Source organism: Ferrovibrio sp., from assembly GCF_035304305.1.
Taxonomy (GTDB): domain Bacteria; phylum Pseudomonadota; class Alphaproteobacteria; order Ferrovibrionales; family Ferrovibrionaceae; genus Ferrovibrio.
Window position 1 is genome coordinate 1 of sequence record NZ_DATGQG010000067.1, and the last position, 20,944, is coordinate 20,944.

Annotated in this window: 16 protein-coding genes; 6 read left to right on the forward strand and 10 right to left on the reverse strand. The window is 67.3% G+C overall.

The window, feature by feature from the left end; translation table 11 throughout:
• Positions 1-228: 228 nt before the first annotated feature.
• Both VKZ87_RS08425 and VKZ87_RS08430 read right to left on the reverse strand, forming a co-directional pair.
• Entirely contained in the window at positions 229-1,383 is a 1,155-nt protein-coding gene (locus VKZ87_RS08425; RefSeq protein ID WP_324220807.1) for a pyridoxal phosphate-dependent aminotransferase, read from the reverse strand.
• A gap of 38 nt (positions 1,384-1,421) precedes the next feature.
• Positions 1,422-2,867 carry a gamma-glutamyltransferase gene (locus VKZ87_RS08430; protein WP_324220808.1) on the reverse strand — a complete coding sequence of 482 codons (1,446 nt, stop codon included), beginning with the start codon at positions 2,865-2,867 and terminating at the stop codon, positions 1,422-1,424.
• 115 nt (positions 2,868-2,982) lie between these two features.
• Between VKZ87_RS08430 and VKZ87_RS08435 the strand changes: the two genes are divergently transcribed.
• The 4 genes from VKZ87_RS08435 to VKZ87_RS08450 all read left to right on the forward strand — a co-directional run bounded on the left by VKZ87_RS08435 (position 2,983) and on the right by VKZ87_RS08450 (position 7,078).
• Complete coding sequence (locus tag VKZ87_RS08435) at positions 2,983-4,365, forward strand: M48 family metalloprotease (protein ID WP_324220809.1); 1,383 nt, start codon at positions 2,983-2,985, stop codon at positions 4,363-4,365.
• Positions 4,366-4,398: 33 nt separating this feature from the next.
• The gene (locus VKZ87_RS08440; RefSeq protein WP_324220810.1) at positions 4,399-5,142 is read left to right on the forward strand and encodes a DsbA family protein; all 744 of its coding nucleotides are present in this window, start codon (positions 4,399-4,401) and stop codon (positions 5,140-5,142) included.
• Positions 5,143-5,220: 78 nt separating this feature from the next.
• Positions 5,221-6,334 (forward strand): peptide chain release factor 2 gene (gene prfB / locus VKZ87_RS08445; RefSeq protein ID WP_324220811.1). Its coding sequence is split into 2 segments (ribosomal slippage): positions 5,221-5,289 and positions 5,291-6,334, totalling 1,113 coding nucleotides; the frame shifts between segments, so codons are not numbered across the junction.
• A 6-nt stretch (positions 6,335-6,340) separates the two neighbouring features.
• Positions 6,341-7,078, forward strand: a complete 738-nt coding sequence (locus VKZ87_RS08450) for an alpha/beta hydrolase family protein (protein ID WP_324220812.1) — start codon at positions 6,341-6,343, stop codon at positions 7,076-7,078.
• 3 nt (positions 7,079-7,081) lie between these two features.
• Here VKZ87_RS08450 and VKZ87_RS08455 read toward each other — a convergent pair whose 3' ends face one another.
• The 5 genes from VKZ87_RS08455 to VKZ87_RS08475 form a co-directional block, all read right to left on the reverse strand.
• A complete protein-coding gene (locus VKZ87_RS08455) occupies positions 7,082-7,651 on the reverse strand; it encodes an NAD(P)H-dependent oxidoreductase (protein WP_324220813.1) in 570 nt (189 codons plus the stop codon).
• A 69-nt stretch (positions 7,652-7,720) separates the two neighbouring features.
• The gene (locus VKZ87_RS08460; protein ID WP_324220814.1) at positions 7,721-8,188 is read right to left on the reverse strand and encodes a polymer-forming cytoskeletal protein; all 468 of its coding nucleotides are present in this window, start codon (positions 8,186-8,188) and stop codon (positions 7,721-7,723) included.
• On the reverse strand, positions 8,148-9,599 hold the full coding sequence (locus VKZ87_RS08465; protein WP_324220815.1) for a peptidoglycan DD-metalloendopeptidase family protein: 1,452 nt from the start codon (positions 9,597-9,599) through the stop codon (positions 8,148-8,150). The genes VKZ87_RS08460 and VKZ87_RS08465 overlap by 41 nt, the downstream gene beginning before the upstream one ends.
• A gap of 123 nt (positions 9,600-9,722) precedes the next feature.
• Positions 9,723-10,268, reverse strand: a complete 546-nt coding sequence (locus VKZ87_RS08470) for a peroxiredoxin (RefSeq protein WP_324220816.1) — start codon at positions 10,266-10,268, stop codon at positions 9,723-9,725.
• Positions 10,265-13,297 (reverse strand): bifunctional [glutamine synthetase] adenylyltransferase/[glutamine synthetase]-adenylyl-L-tyrosine phosphorylase, encoded by a 3,033-nt coding sequence (locus VKZ87_RS08475; protein ID WP_324220817.1) that lies wholly within the window; start codon positions 13,295-13,297, stop codon positions 10,265-10,267. The genes VKZ87_RS08470 and VKZ87_RS08475 overlap by 4 nt, the downstream gene beginning before the upstream one ends.
• Before the next feature lie 119 nt (positions 13,298-13,416).
• Between VKZ87_RS08475 and VKZ87_RS08480 the strand changes: the two genes are divergently transcribed.
• Positions 13,417-16,635, forward strand: a complete 3,219-nt coding sequence (locus VKZ87_RS08480) for an AsmA-like C-terminal domain-containing protein (RefSeq protein ID WP_324220818.1) — start codon at positions 13,417-13,419, stop codon at positions 16,633-16,635.
• 6 nt (positions 16,636-16,641) lie between these two features.
• Here VKZ87_RS08480 and VKZ87_RS08485 read toward each other — a convergent pair whose 3' ends face one another.
• Together VKZ87_RS08485 and tyrS are read right to left on the reverse strand one after the other, a co-directional pair.
• Entirely contained in the window at positions 16,642-17,052 is a 411-nt protein-coding gene (locus VKZ87_RS08485; protein WP_324220819.1) for a hypothetical protein, read from the reverse strand.
• A 128-nt stretch (positions 17,053-17,180) separates the two neighbouring features.
• Positions 17,181-18,437, reverse strand: a complete 1,257-nt coding sequence (gene tyrS / locus VKZ87_RS08490; RefSeq protein WP_324220820.1) for a tyrosine--tRNA ligase — start codon at positions 18,435-18,437, stop codon at positions 17,181-17,183.
• Between the two features lie 85 nt (positions 18,438-18,522).
• On the opposite strand from tyrS, the gene VKZ87_RS08495 reads away from it, so the two are divergent.
• Positions 18,523-19,605, forward strand: a complete 1,083-nt coding sequence (locus VKZ87_RS08495) for an anhydro-N-acetylmuramic acid kinase (protein WP_324220821.1) — start codon at positions 18,523-18,525, stop codon at positions 19,603-19,605.
• A 40-nt stretch (positions 19,606-19,645) separates the two neighbouring features.
• Here VKZ87_RS08495 and VKZ87_RS08500 read toward each other — a convergent pair whose 3' ends face one another.
• A complete protein-coding gene (locus VKZ87_RS08500; protein ID WP_324220822.1) occupies positions 19,646-20,776 on the reverse strand; it encodes a sensor histidine kinase in 1,131 nt (376 codons plus the stop codon).
• Between the last annotated feature and the right edge of the window lie 168 nt (positions 20,777-20,944).

Genomic DNA, 20,944 nt, shown 5'->3' on the forward strand with positions numbered 1-20,944 from the left:
CAGCTTCGGATCGGTTTCCGGCCCGAACATCAGATTCCCGCCCCACGGACACATGGTCCCGCAGCTCAGGTGGTGGATGCGCATCGCCGTCCTCCGGATCCCGAAGCTGCAACCGCGTCGAAACGGTAAAAGTTCCGGCGCCCGCCGATGGTCACCGGAGCATCACGTCTCGTATGTCGGGGCAAGTTGCGGATACCCGGCACCAGGCCGGGCATGACGAACGAGAGATTACTTCGCCCAGGCCTTCAGCCGTTTCGCCGCCTCGCTCATGCGGTCGGTCGCGCCGGCGAAGGAGAAACGCATGAAGTAATGACCGCGGCCGCGGTCGAAATCGATCCCCGGCGTGGCGGCAATACCGGTCTCGGCCAGCATGCGCTTGCAGAAGTCGTTCGCGTCGTTGGTGAAGCGGCTGATATCGGCATAGATGTAGAAGGCGCCGTCCGCCGGCGCCAGGCGGTCGAAGCCGGCCTGCGGCAGTTCGTTCAGCAGGATCTCGCGGTTCTTCGCATAGCGCGCGACATTCTGCTCCAGTTCGTCATAGGCCGAGAGCGCCGCGATGCCGGCGACCTGGCTGATGCCGGGCGAGGAGATGTAGAGATTCTGCATCAGGCATTCGATCGGCCGCAGCAGGATCTCGGGCACCACCATCCAGCCGAGCCGCCAGCCGGTCATCGAGAAATATTTCGAGAAGCTGTTGATCACGATCGCCTGGTCGGTGAGTGCCAGCACCGACTGGGCGCGGCCGTGATAGGTGATGCCATGATAGATCTCGTCGACGATCAGCCAGCGGCTCTTCGCCGCGCAATCGTCCACCAGCGCCTTCATTTCTGCCTCGCCCAGCATGGTGCCGGTCGGATTGGCCGGGCTCGCCACCAGCACGCCCTTCGCATCCGGCGCCTGCTTCTGGATGTCGGCGGGCGTCGGCTGGAAGCGCGTTGCCATCTCGGTAACGATCATCGCCGGTTCGAGATTCACGCCCTTGAGGATGTTGCGGTAGGCGGGATAGGCGGGCTCGCCCAGCGCCACCTTGTCGCCGGCATCGAAGGCGGCGAGGAAGGCGAGCAGGAAGCCGGCCGAAGAGCCAGTGGTGACGATTATGCGTTCCGCCGGAACCGCCAGCCCGTAATAGTCACGGTAATGCTTTGCGATCGCCTCGCGGAGCTGCGGTACGCCGAGCGCCAGGGTGTAGCCGAGCGGCTCGCGCTGCGCGGCGGCGACGGCGGCGGCGATGGCGGCACGCGGCGCCGGCGTGGAAGGCTGGCCGACTTCCATATGGATGACGTCACCGCCGGCGGCCTCGCGTTCGGCGGCGGCCTTCATCACCTCCATGACATAGAAGGGATCGATGGCGCCGCGCTTGGACGGCTGCAGGGACGGGGACATCACGCTCACTCCGGTAATGACGCTTGGAACAATACGGTTCAGAAATTCAGTCCCGTGGCGAGACCGAAGCCGCGGCGGTCGGCGGCGAAGCTGCAGCTTCCCGGTGCGCGCGGCAGACCTGCGCTGCAATAGCCGAGATTGACGCGGCCAAGCCCTGAAGTCTCGCTGAGGGCCGTGCCGCGGCTGCGCATCGCGGCAAGCAGGGCGGGATCCGCGCCGGGCTCATGCAGCAGTGGCGCCTGGCTGCCGAACTGCAGCAGGCGCGGCTGCGCGAGTGCGGCCGGGGCGCTGTCCTGCTTGCTCTTGCCCAGAACCGCTTCCAGCACGCTCTGCGCGGCGGCCGCGGGCGCGGGCGCGCCGCCGGTGGAGGCGGCCGCGACGAAACTCTGCGCAACCCGGGTGTTGATGCCGATCATGGCGGTCATGTACGGCGTTTCGTCGCCCGGCGTGCCCGGCGCGGCGGCAAACAGGATGCCGGTTTCACGACCCAGCCTGCGCGCGCCGAAAGCGGGGCCCATGGAGAAGGTGCAGGCCACCGCCTTGCCGTCGCGGTCGAGCACCGCGACGCTGCTGGAGCCGTAGCCGCGCATCGGCGCGCCGTCCAGCCCGCGATATGCCTGGCCGAGGCTGGAGACGAACTTCTCCCGGCTGAAGCTGTCGGAGCCGATCAGCAGGCCCTTCTCGAAACTCTGCTCGATCAGCCAGGCGGCAACCGCACCGCCGCCGGGATTGTTCGAGGCATAGATGGTCATGTTCTCGGCAAAGGGCACTTCGATCGGCTTGCCGATGCCGGCGCTGTAGGCGCGCAACTCGTCCGGCGTGATGCCGCCGCCGGCCGCGGTGATATCGGCCGCCACCTGCTGCGCCAGGGCGCCCTGGTAGAAGTCGGAGGGACCGGCAGCCCGCAGGCGCGCCAGCACGGCGGCGAGCTGCGGCTGGCTGCGCCGCTCGCCTTCCACCGGCACGCCGGTGCGCGCGGCGAAAAGCGTAGCCAGGGCCGGATCGCCGACCACCGGCGGCTGGGCATCCGTCGCCGCGCGGACGAAGGCGCGGCTGGCATTCTCGCCAAAGCGCGCCAGCTGTTCGGCCGGCGCTACCACGGCTTCCCAGCGCAGCTTGCCGTGACGGCCCTGCAGCAGGCCGATGCCGCGCACCAGTGCCGGCATGGCGATGGGACCACCGGCCTTGGCGGCGAGGGCGGGAAATTCGATCGTCTCGGCGCGTTTGCGGTTGGTGTCGCTGGCGATGCAGACACCGCCCGCGCCCAGTCCGCCGCCGGAGGGATAGGTGACGGCATAGGTGAGCGCGGCTGCAGCCGCCGCGTCGGCGGCCGAGCCGCCGGCCGACAGGATGTCGCGTGCCACCAGCGCTGCGCGGGGCTCGTCGGCAGCGACGCCGCCGATGAAGCCCTTCACGAAATCGATCGATCCGGGCGCGGTGGGAGACTGGATTCCGTCGGATTTCGAGCATGCGGCGAGGAACATGCCCGTGAGGACAACCAGTGCGCATTGACGCATGGCATGGCTGTGCCTACCTAATACGGACTTACCGGAGCCTTGCCGGCGTTGCAGGGCCAGCCCGCTGGGACAATACTCCGCCATGGCCTTTCGCTGGTCCTTCATCCGTTCCATTCTCGCTGTCGGCTGCATCCTGCTGATGGTGCTCGCGACGGTCCTGCCGACCGCCGCCGAGGCCCAGCGCCGCGGCGCCTCTCTGGTGCGCGACGCCGAGATCGAAAATACCATCAGGGCCTATGCCGCGCCACTCTTCGCGGCCGCCGGACTGAACAACGACGCCATTACCGTGCATCTGGTCAACGACCGGGTGCTGAACGCATTCGTGGCCGGCGGCCAGCGGATTTTCATCAATACCGGACTGCTGATCCGCGCCGAGCGGCCGGCCCAGGTGATCGGTGTGCTGGCCCATGAAATCGCCCATATCGCCGGCGGCCATCTCGCCCGGATGGGCGGCGCGATCGAGGACGCCACCACGGCGATGATCCTCTCGATGCTGTTCGGCGCCGCCGCCGCCGTGGCCGGGTCGGGCGACGCCGCCATGGCGGCCGTGCTGGGCGGCCAGCATCTGGCCGAGCGCAGCTTTCTCGCCTTCACCCGCAGCCAGGAATCGGCCGCCGACCAGTCCGGCGCCGGCTACCTCGAACAGACCGGCCAGAGCGCCTCGGGCCTGATCGAGTTCCTGCAGATCCTCGGTCAGCAGGACCTGCTGCATTCCACGCGGCAGGATCCCTATGCGCGCACCCACCCGATGACGCCGGAGCGCGTCGCCGCCCTGGAATCGCGCAATGCTCGCTCGGCGGCACGCGATGCGAAGGACACGCCGGAGAATATCGAGCGCTTCAAGCGCATGCAGGCCAAGCTGGTCGGCTATCTCGAGGGGCTTTCCGTTACCCTCCGCAAGTATCCGGAAACCGATACATCCCTCTATGGCCGCTACGCGCGGGCCTTTGCCTATTTCCGCGCGCTGGACTTCAATCGCGCCCTGACCGAGACCGACCGGCTGATTGCCGATTATCCCAACGACCCGTTCTTCCGCGAACTGAAGGCCGACATCCTGCTGAACATGGGCCGGGTAGCAGACTCTCTGCCGCCGTCGCAGGAGGCTTACCGCCTGGCGCCGGGCGAGCCGCTGATCGCTTTCGGTGTCGCCCAGCGCCTCGTCGCGCTGGAAGACGACAGCCGGCTCGAGGAGGCGATCGGTATCCTCAAGCAGGTGACCCTGCGCGAGCCCGACAACGCCGCTGCCTGGCAGCAGCTGGCCACCGCCTATGGCCGTACCGGCGACATCGGCATGGCGTCGCTGGCGTCGGCCGAACGCTATCTCGTACTCAATGCCCTGCGCGATGCCCAGGGCCAGGCCGAGCGGGCGGCGCGGCTGATGAAGGAGGGCAGTCCCGGCTGGCTGCGCGCCCAGGACATCATCTCCGCCGCCAAGGATGAACGCCGGCTGCAGCGCAATCGCTGATCACCATTTTTCACCGCAACAGGAAAGATACAGATGTCATTTCGTCTTCTCGCTCTTCTGCCGTTTCTGGCCTGCTTCGCCCTGCCGGCCGCGGCGCAGCAGCAGCCTTTCACCCCGGAGCAGAAGGCGGCCATCGAGCGGCTGGTCCGCGAGGTGCTGGTCACCAATCCGGAAATCCTGATCGAAGCAATGCAGGCGCTGGAGGAAAAGCAGGAGGCCCAGGCTTCCCAGACGGCCCGCGCCGCCATCGCCGCCAACCGCGGCGAACTCTTCAACGACAGCCATTCCTATGTGGCCGGCAACCCGAAGGGCGACGTCACCATCGTCGAGTTTTTCGATTACCGCTGCGGTTACTGCAAGCAGGTGCATCCCTCCCTGCAGGCGCTGCTGAAGGAGGACAGCAAGGTGCGGCTGGTGCTCAAGGAACTTCCGGTGCTGGGGCCGGAAAGCCTGGTCGCCTCGCGCGCCGCCGTCGCCGCCCTCGAACAGGACAAGGGCGGCAAGTATCTTGCCTTCCACAATGCGATGATGAGTCATCGCGGCCAGTTCTCCGAAGCCGAGATCTTCCGCATGGCGCGCGAGGCCGGCCTGAACGTCACCAAGCTGAAGGCCGACATGACGGCGCCGAAGGTGGAGCAGGTCCTGCGCGCCAATCACGAACTCGCCGGCAAGCTCGGCATCCAGGGCACGCCAGGCTTCGTGATCGGCGAGGAACTGGTGCCCGGCGCCATTCCGCTGGAAGCCATGCGCAGCTTGGTGAAGCAGGCGCGGGGGTGACGAGATTGGGCTATTTGACGAAACCGGCCGGAATCCGTATGGTCCGGCCCGCAGTTTTCAGTACCGGGAATTAAGCAGATGCGCGCCGAAATCAGGGCGATGGCCGACGAAATCCAGCAGTCGCTCGGACTGCTGAGGAGGTCTCTTTGACTGGGATAACGCAGTCAAGAGACTTGAGGAACTGAACGCCAGGGCCGAAGACACCACTCTTTGGGACAACCCGGCCGAGGCGCAGGCGCTGATGCGCGAGCGCAACCGGCTCGACCGTGCCGTGGGCACGCAGCGCCGGCTGGAACAGGCGCTTGCCGACAATATCGAACTGATCGAATTGGGCGAAGCCGAGGGCGACGCGGGCATCGTCGCGGAGGCCGAAGGCGCCATCGAGGCCCTGCGCGACGAGGTGGCCAAGGCGCGGCTGGAAAGCCTGCTGTCGGGCGAGGCCGACGGCAATGACAGCTTCCTCGAAGTGCATGCCGGCGCCGGCGGCACCGAGAGCCAGGACTGGGCCTCGATGCTGCTGCGCATGTACGTGCGCTGGGCCGAGCGCAAGGGCTACAAGGTCGAGTTCCAGGAAGAGAGCGAGGGCGAGGAGGCCGGCATCAAGTCGGCCACCATCAAGGTCATCGGCCCGAATGCCTATGGCTGGCTGAAGAACGAGAGCGGCGTGCACCGTCTGGTGCGCATTTCGCCCTTCGATTCCAACGCGCGGCGGCACACCAGCTTCGCCTCTGTCGGCGCCTACCCGGTGATCGACGACACGATCGAGATCGAGGTGCTGGATAAGGATCTGCGCGTCGACACCTACCGCGCCTCGGGCGCCGGCGGCCAGCACGTCAACAAGACGGACTCGGCCGTGCGTATCACGCATATCCCGACCGGCATCGTGGTGGCCTGCCAGACCAACAAGTCGCAGCACCGCAACCGCGACGAGGCGATGAAGATGCTGAAGGCGCGCCTCTATGAGCGCGAACTGCAGAAGCGCGAGGCGGAGAAGCAGGCGGCGTTCGACTCCAAGACGGACATCGGCTGGGGTCACCAGATCCGCTCCTATGTGCTGCATCCCTACCAGATGGTGAAGGACCTGCGCACCGAGCTGGAGACCAGCGACACCCAGGGCGTGCTGGATGGCGATCTCGACCAGTTCATGGCCGCGCAGCTCGCCGCCAAAGTCGGCGGCGACAAGGCGGCGTAAGCGGGCGTGAATACCCTCGCCCCGGCCCTCTCCCGGATGCAGGGGAGGGAAGGACCCGCGAAGCGGGAGGGCGAGGGCAACGAGACGCCGCCCGACCGCGTCATTCTCCTGCACGGCCTGTCGCGCACGCGGCGCAGCATGGCGCGCATGGCTGCTGCGCTTCGTCGCGAAGGCTACCATGTCATCAATCATGGATATTCGAGCCGGCGGTACGGCTTCGCCGAACTGGTGGCGCAGTTTCGCGCCTTCTGCGCCGGCCTCGATCCCGCGCCGCGGACGCATTTCGTCGGTCATTCTCTCGGCGGGCTGATCCTGCGCGCGGCTTTGTGCGAGACGCCGCCTTTTCCCTGCGGCCGGCTGGTGCTGCTCGGCGTGCCCAACCGCGGCGCGCTCTCCGTCACGCGGCTGCAGGCGAAGGGCTGGACGCGCGCGCTGCCCGGCCTGCTGGGGCGCTGCGCCCGTGAGCTCTACCGCGACGCGCCCTGGCTGGCCTCGATCGGCCGGCCACCGCTGGAAACCGGTGTGATCGTCGGCACGCGGCGCTTCGATCCGCTCAATCCCAGCGCCTGGATCAACCGCCTGCATGGCGCGACGGAGGACAGCGACGGTACGGTGGAATGCGATTCCGCGCGTCTGGAGGGCGCAACGGCCATCCTGACGCTCGATGTCGGCCACACCTTCATGCCCGCCGACGACGGGGTGATCGCGGCAGTGATCCGGTTCCTGCGGGAGGGACGGTTCTGAGCCTTAGACGCCCGAACGCATCGGCTTGAGCGCGGCGGCCCAGCGGGCCAGCTCGTTGAGCAGCGCGGTGGCGGAGGTCTCATGGATCTCCTTGGCCATGAAGCGGCCGTTCTCCATATGCTGCGCCACCATCGGAATCATCACTGCTTCCAGGATCGGCATCATCTTCAGCGTGGTGAGCGTGTGCTTTTCCATCTGCACCGCGCGGATGCCGCCGGAGACGCCGCCATAGCTGACGAAGGCGGCGGGCTTGTAGTTCCATTCCCTGTAGACGTAGTTCAGCGCGTTCACCAGCGAGGGTGGCGGGCCGAAATTGTATTCCGGCGTGACGAACACGAAGGCGTCGGCGGCGGCGACGCTCGCGCTCCAGCGTTTCGTGTGCTCGTGCTCGTACTGCTGCAGTGTGGGATGCTTCGGCTCGTCGTAGATCGGCAGGTTGAATTCCGCCAGGTCGACCAGCCTGGCATCGAATGCCTCATGCTTGCTGGCCACGCCGTGGAACCATTGCGCGACGGGCAGGCCGACGCGGCCGGGGCGGGTACTGCAGATAATGGTGTGAAGAACGAGACTCATCGCGGCATCCATAAGTCAGGGTTCAGGCGGATTGCGCCGCCCGGTTCGTGACGACGCCGGGGGATCGTATCAGCTCGTGGCGGCGCGGGCGAGGCTGGGCAGCGGCAGGTCGCCGGTTGCCTTGATCGCCTTGGTGGCCGGTTCGGCGGTTTCGACGACGCTCAGCTTGGCAGCCTCGCGCGGATTCTCGACGAACTTGCACAGGCCTTCGATCTTGGCGCCGGCCGCGATCGAAAGCAGTTCGTGCCAGATGTCGCCGCGCACCTTGGCGGTGCGGTCGAGTTCCACCGACTTGGCGCGGATGCGGCCGATCACCTCGCCGCGGATCAGCAGATGTTCGGCCATAACCTCGCCGGTCACCCTGGCATTCTCGCCGATGGCCAGCCGTACCGCGGTGACGTCGCCATTCACCAGGCAGTCGATCTGCATCTCGCCATCGCAGTTGAGGTCGCCATTCACCACCAGACCGGCGGAAAGAATGGAGGGCGGCGCCTGCTTAGCGGGCGGCGGAGTGGTTTTCTTGCTGCTTGAAAACATGATAGCCAGCCTCGATGAATTTGCTCGGGTCGATCTGTTCGTCGTCGAGCAGGATTTCGTAGTGGAGATGCTGTCCGGTGCTGCGGCCGGTCGAGCCCATGGTGCCCACCGTCTTGCCGAAGGCAACCACCTCGCCGGTATTCACGCTGATCGAGCTCAGATGCGCGTAGCGCGTCTTGATGCCCAGGCCGTGATCGATCTCGACCGTGCGGCCATAGGGGCCCTTGCGGCCCGAGAAGACCACTACGCCCGGCGCCGTCGCCATCACCGGCGCGCGGTACGGGCCGATATAGTCGATGCCGGCATGGAAGGCCCACTGTTTGGTGAAGGGGTCGAGACGACGGCCGAAATTGCTCGAGATATCCGCTTCGCCCTGCATCGGGACGGCGAGCGGCAGGCGCTGCGCCAGTGCCATCAGTTCGCCCCAGCGGCCGAGCTTGTCTTCCAGATTGGCCATGTCGCGGGCGACGGTGTCGTCGGCTGAGGCCAGCGCCACGCCGGTCGTCTCGCGCTCGTTCATGCCCAGCGCGCGCAGCGGCCCGCCGACGCCGACATCGGCGCGCGCTTCGGCCGCGCGGCCCAGCATGCCTGCCAGATCCAGTCCGGTGCGCGCCAGGGCCTTCTCCATCGCCGCGACGCTCTTCTCGGTGCGCTGCGCCAGTTCGTCCAGCAACTCGCGCTGGCGGCCGCGCACGGCGAGCAGCCGGCTTTCGATCTCGCGCGGCTTCACCGCCGGAACCGGTGGCTTGACCTTCGACTCGCGCAGCATGGCCTCGAGGTCTTCGACCGGCGCTGCGGCGTCCTCCGCCGGCTCGACCTTCGCATCCAGCGTGGCGACCTGCTGCGGGGCCGACTCTTCGGCCGCGGTCTTCTCGGCGGTCGTTTTGTCAGCCACTGCCGGGGCGGGCTCGGCCGGATTCTCGGTCACGCGCTCCGCGGCCGGTTTCGGTTCCGCGACCACGGGATCGGCGGTGGCGACGGCGGTCGGCAGGGCGGGCTTGTCCTTCGGCAGGACGGTTACCTTCGGATCGGCGCCGCCTTCACCCATGGCCGTGCCGCGCTGCTGCGTCGCCATCTCGTAGAGGCGGTTGTAGCGCTCCTCGAGGTCGCGCGAGGCGACGACGAAGTTTTCCTGGGTCTTGCTGAAATCGGCGGCGAGGCGGTCGTAGGCGAGGCTCAGCTCGGCAATGCGGCGGTCACGGGCTTCCAGCATCGCGTCGCGGTAGAAGACGTTCACGGAGGAATAACCGATCCAGCCGGCAAACAGGACGGTGCCGGTCGCCAGCAGCAGCTGGCTCCGCGTCGACAGGGCGATGTAACGCACGTCGCCCCGACTGCGGAAAATGATCTGTCTTTCCGGAAACAGGCGGTCGCGCAACTCCCGCCATTGCCGTCTCGCGCGTCGCGTCACTCAGCCCCCCAACTGTTGCTGTTCCGCTCGCCAAAACTCCGGGGCTGATTAGGGCTTATTTAACTTGGTAAACGCAAGGAAGAATCACCTGCATAGAGCAAAAAAACTCGCCCGAACACATACTTACGGGATGTCGCGTCGGTTATCCACAGGGTGTGGGTAAGCATGGCAAGCTCTTGATTCTCTTAGGGCCTGAATCGCCTTCAGCACGGAGTCGACATGACCCGGCACTTTCACCTTCCGCCAAATCGCCGCGATTCGCCCGTCGGGCCCGATCAGGAAGGTGGCGCGCTCGATCCCCATGTATTTGCGGCCGTAGAGGCTTTTCTCGACCCACACGCCGTACGAATCGGTCACCTTCCCGGTTTCGTCGGCCGCGAGCGTCAGCTTCAGCTTGTGCTTGGTCTTGAACTTGTCGTGGCTGGCGACCGAGTCGCGCGAGCAGCCGATCACCACCGCGCCGAGCCGGTCGAACTTCGCCTTGGCGGCCGAGAAGTCGAGGGCTTCCTTCGTGCAGCCGGTCGTGTCGTCCTTCGGATAGAAGTACAGCACCACCGGCTTGCCCTTCAGTTCGCTCAGCGAGACCTTGCCGCCGCCATCGGTGGGTAGGGTGAAGGCCGGCGCCTTGTCGCCGACTTCGAGTTCCTTGCTCTTGCTGCTTTTGCTCATGACGGTTCTCCGGATGTCTCCTGCTGCGCGCTGAGAGAATCCGCCAGCGCCAGATGCGGCGCCGCGGGTGTCTCGATCAGGCTCTGGAAAATCTCATGCACGGCTTTCTGTGTGGCGGCAAGACGCGCCGTCACGGCATCGAGATCGGGCTCGCCGACCAGCTTCGGCAGGCGCAGGCGCAGGGCCGGCGGCCAGCGTTCGGGATCGGTGGCTTCGTCCTTGCCGGCCAGCCGCGTCACGCCGAGCAGGGTGGCGTAGAAATCGGCCGCATCGCTCAGCAGGGCAGCCGTCTTCGCATCCAGCAGCTTCGCCTTCGCGATGGCTGCGAGCGCCTGGCGCGGATTGCTCTGCAGGATCGCCGGCTTCCCGGCGCCATGACGCAGCAGGAGATACTGCACGACGAACTCAAGGTCGACGAGGCCACCGCGCTGCAGCTTCAGGTCCCACAGCGGCACCGGGCTCTTCTGCGCCGCCGCCATGCGCGCGCGCATGCTGGCGACATTGGCGAGCAGCCGGTCGGCGTCGCGCGGCTGCTTCAGCACCTCGAGCCGCAGCTTTTCCAGCTTGCCCCGGAAGGCGGCAGGGCCGCAGATCGTGCGTGCCCGCGTCAGCGCCATATGCTCCCAGGTCCAAGCTTCGCTGCGCTGGTATTCGGCGAAGGCGTCGAAACTGATGGCGATCGGGCCGGCGCCGCCGCTGGGCCGCAGCCGCATGTCGACCTCGTACAGCCGGCCTTCGCCGGTCATCGCGGTCACCGCGTTGATGAAGCGCTGGCAGAGCCGTGCGAAATACAGGCCCGGCGTCAGCGGCCGCGTGCCGCTGGATTGCCCGGCATTAGCCGGGCAGTCGAAGATCAGCACCAGGTCGAGATCGGATTCCAGTGTGAGCTCGCGGCTGCCGAGCCGGCCGAAGCCGAGCAGCGCCACCTTCGCGTTGCGGATCCGGCCATGCTGCGCCTCGAACTCCTTTGTCACATGCGACAGCAGCTCGCAGAGCACGACATCGGCAATGAGGCTGAGGGCATGGCCGGCGGCCTCGCCGTTCATCGTGCCGCGCAGCAGCGCGATGCCGATCTGCAGCTTGTGCTCCGCGGTCCAGCGCCGGGTCCAATCCAGTACGTCCTGGAAGTCGCGCGCCGCCGAAAGCTGCCGCTTCAGGCTGGCGTCCAGCGCCTCGGCCTCGAAGACGGGCGCATGGGTGGCATATTCCAGCAGGCTGTCGAAGCGGGCACTGTTCTGCGCCAGCGTTTCCGCCAGCTGCGGCGCCGCGGCCAGCACTTCCGCCAGGGTATCCAGCACGGCGGGATTGGCCTGCAGCAGCGAGAAGAGCTGCACGCCGGCCGGCAGGCCGCTGAGGAAATGGTCGAAGCGGCGGATCGCCACGTCGGGCGAGCCGGTGCGCGAGAAGCATTCCAGCAGCTGCGGCATGATCGCCGTCAGCTTCTCGCGGGCGCGCTCCGAGCGCATGGCGCGGTAACGGCCGAAATGCCAGCCGCGGATCATCGCTGCGATTTCAGACGGGTCGCTGAAGCCGAGGCTGCTCAGCGTCTTCAGCGTTTCGGGGTCGTCGTCGGTGCCGGTGAAGACCAGACTGCCGCTCTCGCTGCCCAGCGACGTCGCCTCCGCGAACAGGCCGTCATAGTGGCGTTTCACCCGCTCCAGCGTGCTGCGCAGCTTCTGCCGGAAGGCCTCGGCATCGGCCTCGCCGAGGAAGCAGGCGAGATGCGCAAGCCCGCGCTCGTCCTCGGGCAGGGTATGGGTCTGCTCGTCGCCGATCATCTGCAGCCGGTGCTCCACCTTGCGCAGATATTCGTAATCCTCGATCAGCTCGTCGCAGGCCGCCTGGTCCAGCCGTTCGGTGGCGACCAGCGCGCGCAGCGCGTCGCAGGTGGCGGGCGGCCGCAGACGGGTGTCGCGGCCGCCGGAAATCAGCTGCTGGGTCTGGGCGAAGAACTCGATCTCGCGGATGCCGCCGCGACCCAGCTTGATGTTGTGGCCCGCCACCGCGATCCGGGCATGGCCCTTGTGGGCATGGATCTGCCGCTTGATCGACTGGATGTCCTCGATCGCGGCGAAATCGAGATTCTTGCGCCATACATAGGGTGTCAGGCGCTGCAGGAAGCCCTTGCCCGCGTCGATATCGCCGCCGACCGGCCGTGCCTTGATCATCGCGGCGCGTTCCCAGTTCTGGCCGAAGCTTTCGTAATAGGTCTCGGCCGCGGCCATGGAGAGCACTACCGGCGTCGAGCCCGGATCGGGGCGCAGCCGCAGGTCGGTGCGGAAGACGTAGCCGTCCTCGGTACGCTCGCTGAGCAGCCGCACCATCTGCTGCGTCATGCGGATGAAGGCCTCGAGCGCCGAGCGGCGGCCGGTGTAGCGCGTGACCTCCTGGTCATAGAGCATGATCAGGTCGATATCGCTGGAGTAGTTCAGCTCGCGCGCGCCGAGCTTGCCCATGCCGAGGGCGACGAAGCCCGAACCGCGGCAGGGGTCATCCTCGGGCGCGGGCAGCTCCAGCTCGCCGCGGGCGGCGGCCTCGCGCAGCAGCACCGTCATGGCGGCATCCACGCTCAGCGCCGCGAAATCGCTCAGCGCGCCGGTGATCTGCGTCAGCGGCCAGAACTCCGTGATGTCGGCCACCGCGATGGCCAGCGCGATCCGCCGCTTGTTCCGGCGCAGCGGCGCGGCCAGGTCTGCCGGTTCCGCCGACGTGCGGGCAGCCTCGCGCAGTGCCGCCATGGCCTGGTCGACCGCCGCATTGGGGCCATATTCCAGCAGCAGATTCACCATGTCGGGCTCGTTCAGCACGAGCTGGGTGAGGTAGGGCGAATTGCCGAACAGGGCGGTCAGCAGCGCCTTTCCGTTCCCCTTCGCGGCCAGCCCGGCGAGTGCCCTGGCCCGGGACCGGTCCTCAAGCTCGGCGATGACCGCCGACCAGGCATCGAAGCCGAGCCCCACCGCATCGCGGTCGAAGGGCGGCGGCAGGCGGCGCCAGTCCGGCAAAGGTGATGGAACGGCGGGGTCGGACATGGCGTCTCTCTCGTGCAGTTCGCGAAGTTCGGCTAAAGTTGCCGAAGGGTCAAGCCAGTGGGTCAGATCCGGCTTCGGCCGCGGCGTCCACGACCGGATGATGTGAGGACAACAGGGCGATGCTGCGGTGGAGTCGGTTGCTGGTGCGCACGGTGATGGCCGTGCTGGCGACCCTTGCCATTCTTGCCGGCTTCCTCGCCTGGCGCGTTGCCCAGGGACCGGTCTCGCTCGACTTCCTGATTCCCTATATCCGGGAGGCCCTGACCGTCCCGCAGCTCGGCATCAATGCCGAGATGGACGACGTCGTGCTGGCCTGGTCCGAGCGCGACGAGAGTCTGCGACTGCGGCTGTTCAACGTGCGCTACCAGATCAAGGGCGAAAGAGTCGGCCTCGAGGTGCCGAACATCGACATGGGGCTGAGCGGCAGGGCGCTGCTGCGCGGCGTGATCGCGCCACGCTATCTGCATATCAGCGGCGTCCAGGCCCGCCTGGTCCGCGACGCCTCGGGAAAGTTCCTGATCGGCAGCGCCGAGGAGGATGGCGTGGCAGCGGCGCCCGAGGCGCAGGACGGCGCGGTGATGGAGGATCCGTCCGCGGTGGACGGTTCGGAAGCCCGGCTGTTCGCGGCGGCCTTCGAACTGCTGTCGCGCGAGCGCAGCCTGGACGACCCCTTCGGCCAGCTCGAGACGGTGTCCATTCTCACCGAGCGGCTGCTGCTGGAGGACTGGCGGCTCGACCAGCGCTGGGTCGTGCCCGGCGCGCAGATCGTGCTCCAGCGCGGCGAGGGGCATGTCTTCGCCACCGCCTCGGGCAGCCTCGACTGGCGCGGCCGTCAGGTCGAACTCAAGGTCGACGCCGATTACGCAGCCAGCGACCGATCTGCGCGCGTGGTCCTCGGCTTCGGCAATGTCGAACCGTCGGATTTCGCCGACGTGGTGCCCGAACTCGCGCCGCTGTCCTATGTCCGCGCGCCGCTCTCCGGCAACCTGATGCTCACCGTGACCGAGGATGGCCGGCAGCTCGATCTCGGTTTCGATCTCGCCGCCGCTGCCGGCAGCATCGAGGCGCCGGAACTGTTCGCTGCGCCGCTGCAGATGGAATCGGCGGCCTTCAGAGGGCTGATCGCCGCGGCCGACGGCGTACTGGTACTGGAGCAGGCCGAGATCGCGATGGCCGACGGCTTCCGTCTCGCGTTCGCCGGGAACGTGATCGAGGAGGCGCGCAACCGCTTCTCCCTCGACGTGCAAGGGGAATTTTCCGGTCTCGCCACCGATGCCCTGGCGCTCTACTGGCCGCAGGGCATGGCGCAGAATGCCCGCGACTGGGTGGTGACCAACATCAGGAAGGGCGAGGTCCAGAGCGGCCGGTTCGCTGCGAAACTCACGCCGGCGATGCTGGACGGCGCCGAGCCGATGCCGCGCGAGGCGCTGAAGCTCGATTTCACCTTCGGGGGACTCGAGGTCGACTACCTTACGCCGATGACGAAGCTGTCGGAGGCGAAGGGCAAGGCGTCGATGGATGCCGAGGATTTCGAGCTGCATGTCGAGAGCGCGAAGGCCGGGCCGCTGCAACTCGGCAGCGGCGTGGTGAAGATTCTCAGCCTGCAGGCCGAGAAGCAGCAGACCGACATCAGCGCGCAGGTACGCGGCACGGGCAGGGACGTGCTGGCGCTGCTCGACCAGAAACCGCTCGGTTTTCCCTCGCGACTGGGAATCAAGCCGGCCAGCGTCGGTGGCGACGCCACCGTGCGCTTCCGCCTGCGCTTCCCACTGGTCGCCAGCCTCAAGGTGGAGGATGTCGGCGTCACGGCGGAAGCCGACCTGAAAAACCTGAGCATGGCCGGTCTGCTCAACCGTTATGAGCTGAGCCAGGGCGAAATGAAGCTGAAGGTCGATACCAACGGGCTCGACGGCAGCGGCAATGCCGTGCTGAACGGTGTGCCGCTGCAGCTGGCCTGGCGGCAGGAATTCAGCGCCAGGGCTGCGGTGCAGGCGCGCTACCGCCTGAAGGGCAGCATTGACGAGGCGCAGCGCGCGGCGCTCGGCTATCCGCTCGCGCCCTATATCGACGGGCCGGCGCAGGCCTCGCTGGAGATCGAGGAGCGCCGCGGCGGCGAGACGGTGGTCAACGGCGAGTTCGATTTTACCGAGACGGTGTTCGACATCGCCGACGCGCATTTCACCAAGCCGGCCGGACAGGCGGCACAAGGCAGGGTGCAGATCCGCACCAAAACCGGCCAGCCGGTGCGCTTCGACCTGATCGAGGTGAAGGGCCCGCAGCTCAGCCTCAAAGCGAAGGCGGTGCTGCCGCAGGGCGGTGGCTGGTCGGCCGACATCGCCGAGTTCCGCCATGACGACAACGACGTCACTGGCAAAATCAGCTTCAACGCCGCCGGTGACGGGCAGATCGAGCTGCGCGGCAAACGCTACGACCTGCGTCCCTTCATCAAGGATGCGATGGGCAGCGATGTGGCGGCTCCAGCTGCGCAGCCCGGCGGAGCGCCGGCGACGAAACCGCGCCTGGCGCTGGACCTGCGCTTCGACGAGGCCGTGGTCGAAACGGATCTGGAGATGCGCAATCTCTCGGTCAGCGTCCGGCGCGAGCCGACGCGGCTGGAAACCGTGAGCCTGACCGGCGGCTTCGCGAAGACCGGCGGCATGACGCTGACGATCGGGCCGCAGCTCGATGGCCGCAAGCTGGAACTGCGCTCCGACAATGCCGGGGCGGTGCTGCATCTGCTCGGCATCACCGACATGCAGGGCGGCCGGATGGAAGTGCTCGGCCGCTACGACGATGCGCAGCCGGGCCAGCCGCTCAGCGGCCGCATGGTGATGCTGGACGTGCGCGCGGTGAAGGCGCCGTTCCTGGCGCGGCTGTTCGGCGCCGGCTCCTTCACCGGTCTCGGCGCGCTGCTGTCGGGCGAGGGCATCCTGTTCGAGAAGGGCGACGTGCCCTTCGAGCAGAAGGACGGCGTCCTGACGATCAAGCCGTCGCGCCTGCGCGGCCCGCAGATCGGCATCACTTTCGAGGGCACCGTCAACAACCACACCGACCATATCAGCGTCAATGGCACGGCCGTGCCCGCCTTCGTGCTGAACACGATCCTGGGCAAGATCCCGGTGCTGGGCGACATCTTCGTCGGCGACGGCATCATCGGCGTCAATTTCGCCGTCTCGGGTCCGCGCAACGATCCGCAGTTCACCGTCAATCCGTTGTCGGCCATCGCGCCGGGATTCCTGCGCCGCATCTTCCAGGCGCCGGAAACCGCGGCGACGCCGGAAAGCGGCTCGGATGGCGTGGAGCGTCCGGCCATTCCGGAGGAGCGCGTCTCGCCCTGAAGCGGCTCAGCGGGCGTCTTCGCCCTGCAATTCGCGATCCGGCAGCGGCAGGCTGTCCTGCATCGTGGCGATGATCTCGCTGCCGCATTCCTGGCATTCCCGGATATCGGCGGCGATGCGCTCGAGGCTGCCCTGCATCCACTCGCCGTAGATCTGCGGCAGCGTGGCCGGACGGTCGCCGTCGGCCAGGGCGCGCTGCGCTGCGTCCAGGGCAGCCTGGGCCGCGCTCTGCCGCCGCTGCAGCCAGTGCGTCATGAAGCTGCTGTAGATGTCGAGCAGACGGGTCTGCACCGATTGCAGCCGCTCGGCCTGGCGGCGTGCCTGTTCCCCGGTCTGCAGGCCGTCTGCGGCGCTGCCGGGGGTGATATCCGCGCGTCCAGCCGCGCGGCGACGGGTTTTCGCCTGTTTCGCTGCCATGATGGGGCCCTCCGATGGCGCGCCTGGCGCGGCGCGTCTGGGCGGGTATTACACGACGCGCGCGCGGATCGTTCCTTGAGCTGAATCAAAGTCTGGCCGGGCCTGATCCGGCCATCCAGGCTTTAGCTTTACGCCGCCTCGATCAGCACGTGCTGCTTCTTGCCGAAGCTGAGGCGCAGGCGGCCGTCGGTGCCGAGATCGGCGCTGCCGATCTTCTGCGTCTCTTCCTTCACCGGCCTGTCGTTCAGCTTGATCGCGTTGCCGCGGATATGGCGGCGCGCCTCGCCGCCGGATTTCGCCAGTCCCGCTTCCAGCACCAGCGCGAAGGCCTCGATGCCGGCATCGAGCCGCGCGCGGTCGATCTTCACCACCGGCAGCTCGCCGCCAAAGCTGCCTTCCTCGAAGGCCTTGCGGGCGGTCTCGGCCGCCGCTTCCGCCGCCTCGCGGCCGCGGCACAGCGCGGTCGCCTCGGTGGCCAGGATCTTCTTCGCCTCGTTCAGCTCGGCGCCTTCCAGCTTCTCCAGCCGCGTGATCTCGTCCATCGGCAGATCGGTGAACAGCCGCAGGAAGCGGCCGACATCGGCATCCTCGCAGTTGCGCCAGTATTGCCAGTAATCCCAGGTCGGCAGCATGTCGTCGTTGAGCCAGACCGCGCCGCTCGCGGTCTTGCCCATCTTCTGGCCCGAGGCGGTCATCAGCAGCGGGCAGGTGAGGCCGTAGAGGCTGAGGTCATGGGCGCGGCGGCCGAGCTCGACGCCGTTGACGATGTTGCCCCATTGGTCCGAGCCGCCCATTTGCAGGTTGCAGCCATAGCGCCGGGCCAGCTCGACGAAATCGTAGGCCTGCAGGATCATGTAATTGAACTCAAGGAAGCTGAGCGGCTGCTCGCGGTCGAGCCGCACCTTCACGCTGTCGAAGCTGAGCATGCGGTTGACCGAGAAGTGCCGGCCGTAATCGCGCAGGAACTCGATATACTGCAGCTTGTCCAGCCAGTCGGCGTTGTTGACCATGATCGCGTCGGTCGGCCCGTCGCCGAACTTCACGAAGCGGTTGAACACGGTCTTGATGCTGGCCATGTTGGCGGCGATGTCGGCCTCGGTGAGCAGCTTGCGCTGCTCGTCCTTGCCTGAGGGATCGCCCACCTTGGTGGTGCCGCCGCCCATCAGCACGATCGGCTTGTGACCGGCCTGCTGCAGCCGCCGCAGCATCATGATCGACAGCAGATGGCCGACATGCAGGCTGGGGCCGGTACAGTCATAGCCGACATAGCAGGTGATGCCGCGTGGCTGCTGCGCCAGCGTATCCAGGGCCTCGCCATCGGTGCACTGATGGAGATAGCCGCGGCGGGCCATGGTCTGCAGGAAGTCGGATTTGTACTCGGTCATGGCTGTTGCATGCGTCTGTGGGCGTGAACGGCCCGATGGTCTAACATAGCGTCCCTGAATCGCCTAGCTTTCCGGTCCCAGCCAATTGACGCAGCATCCCTGGATTATCGGCCTGATGAGCGGCACCTCGATGGACGGCATCGACGCCGCCCTGCTGCGCACCGACGGCGAGGCCGTGGCGGAATTCGGCCCCGCCCTGACCCTGCCCTATGACCCGGCGATGCGGGAACGCATCCGGTCCGTCCTGGGCGGCAGGGGACCTGTCATGGCGGTCTCCCAGGCCGTCACCGAGGCCCATGCCGCAGCCGTTTCGGCCCTGCTGCGCGAGGCGAACCTGAAGCCCTCCGACATCGCCTGGCTTGGCTTCCATGGCCACACCATCCTGCACCGGCCCGACGAGCGCCGCACCTGGCAGATCGGCGATGGCGGCCTGCTGGCGAAGCTGACCGGCATCGCCACCGTGAGCGATTTCCGCAGCCAGGACGTCGCCGGCGGCGGACAGGGCGCGCCGCTGGTGCCGCTGTATCATGCCGCGCTGGCCCGCAGGGCGGGGCTTCAGCCGCCGTTGCTGGTGCTCAATCTCGGCGGCGTCGGCAATGTGACGTTCATCGGCAGCGGCGGCGACGAGATCTTCGCCTTCGACACCGGACCGGGCAATGCGCTGCTCGACGACTGGATGCTGCGCCATGCGGGCCGCGCGCAGGACGAAGGCGGCACGACGGCGGCGAAGGGCGGGGTGGACGAGGCCGTGCTGGCGAAGCTGCTGGCGCATCCGTATTTCGCCGCGCCGCCGCCGAAATCGCTCGACCGCGACGACTTTACCGCCGATGCGGTGAACGGCCTCTCTCTGGAAGACGGCGCTGCGACGCTCACTGCGTTCACTGCCGCCGCCGTGGCGCGCGGGCTGTCGCATCTGCCGCAGCGCCCGCTGCGCTGCCTCGTCACCGGCGGCGGGCGGCACAACGCGACGATGATGCGGATGCTGACGCAGTATCTCAACCTGCCGGTCGAGCCGGTGGAGGCGGCCGGCTGGCGCGGCGACAGCCTGGAGGCGGAAGCCTTCGCCTTCCTCGCCATGCGCGCGGTGCGCGGTCTGCCGCTCAGCCTGCCGGGCACGACCGGCGTGGCACGCCCGATGAGCGGCGGCAGGCTGTACCCGATTTCATGAGGACCATGCGGGCGGCTGCGGTCGTCCTCTCAGAGTCTTCCTAGCCGTTGTTGGCTCCGCGCAGCGGGATCGTGAGGTCGCAGGTCAGGCCGGTCGCCTCGAAGCGCAGCTGCGCGTTGCCGCGCGAGATGCGGCGGATCAGCTTGCTGCCGAAGCCCTGGCGCACGGGGACCTCCGCCGCGGGGCCACCGCTTTCGCGCCAGCGCAGCTGCATCGCCATGCCCTCCGCGCCCTCGGGCAGCGACCACTCGACGGCGACGCGGCCCCGCGCCACCGAAAGCGCGCCGTATTTGCGGGCATTGGTGCCGAGCTCGTAGAACAGCAGCCCGATATCCAGCGAGTCCGCGGCGCTCAGCATCAGCGCCGGTCCCTTGCAGGTCACCCGCGGATCGCTCTCGGGCAGCATCAGCTGTTCGCGCAGCAGGGTGCGGATGTCGCAGCCGGCGACGCCGAAATCCATCAGCAGGTTCTGCGCGCGGTAGAGCGCCCGCAGCCGGCCGGAAAAGATGTCGGTGAAATCCTCCGGCGGATTGGCGCGCGCGGTTTCCCAGGCGATCGCCTCGATCACGGTGAGCAGGTTGCGCACGCGATGGCGCAGTTCCTCGTTCACAAGGCTCTGCCGCTCGGCGCTTTCCCGCGCCGCCTGCTCGCGGCGGCAGCGCGCCACCATCTCGGCCGCATACCGCGCGTAATGCGCAATCGCCTGCATCTGGCAATGCGAGAAGACATGCGGCTCGCGGAAATGCGTCGAGACCACGCCAAGCAACTCGCCGGAGCGATCGATCAGCGGCGTCGACTGCACGGCGCGGAAGCCGGCGCGCGCGGCGATGGCGCGGTATTCCGCAAAGCCCTCGTCCCGTTCGATGTCGACGATGATGACCGGCTCGCGGCGGCGCACCGCGCGCCCGCAGCAGCAATCCGACACCGTCTCGAGAGCGCTGATGAAATCGGGGCTGAAGCCGTGCTGGCCGACGATGCGCAGCCGTCCCGAGACGGGGTCGATCAGCTTCAGCTTGCCGAAATCCGCGCGGTGCAGGGCGACGGAGGCTTGGACGGCTTCGTCGGCGACGGTCTGAAGGTCGGGGCTCGCGATCAGGCGATCGGTAAAACTGAGCAGGTCGGCTGCCCAGTCTGCCGGCGGGAGTTCAGCTTCTGCCCTCGATCCCTGCATCGCGTGTCACGTCCACGTTTCTCATGGAGGCGTACAAAGTAATCCGGGAATCAGGCCAAGCGCGTGGCGGGAAGTCAAACAATAAAGTGTTGATGAACCAATGATTGTTGGTGGTGGATAGATTCATTATCCTATATGTTCTTTTTTTGTTTACAATCGGGTCAGTTG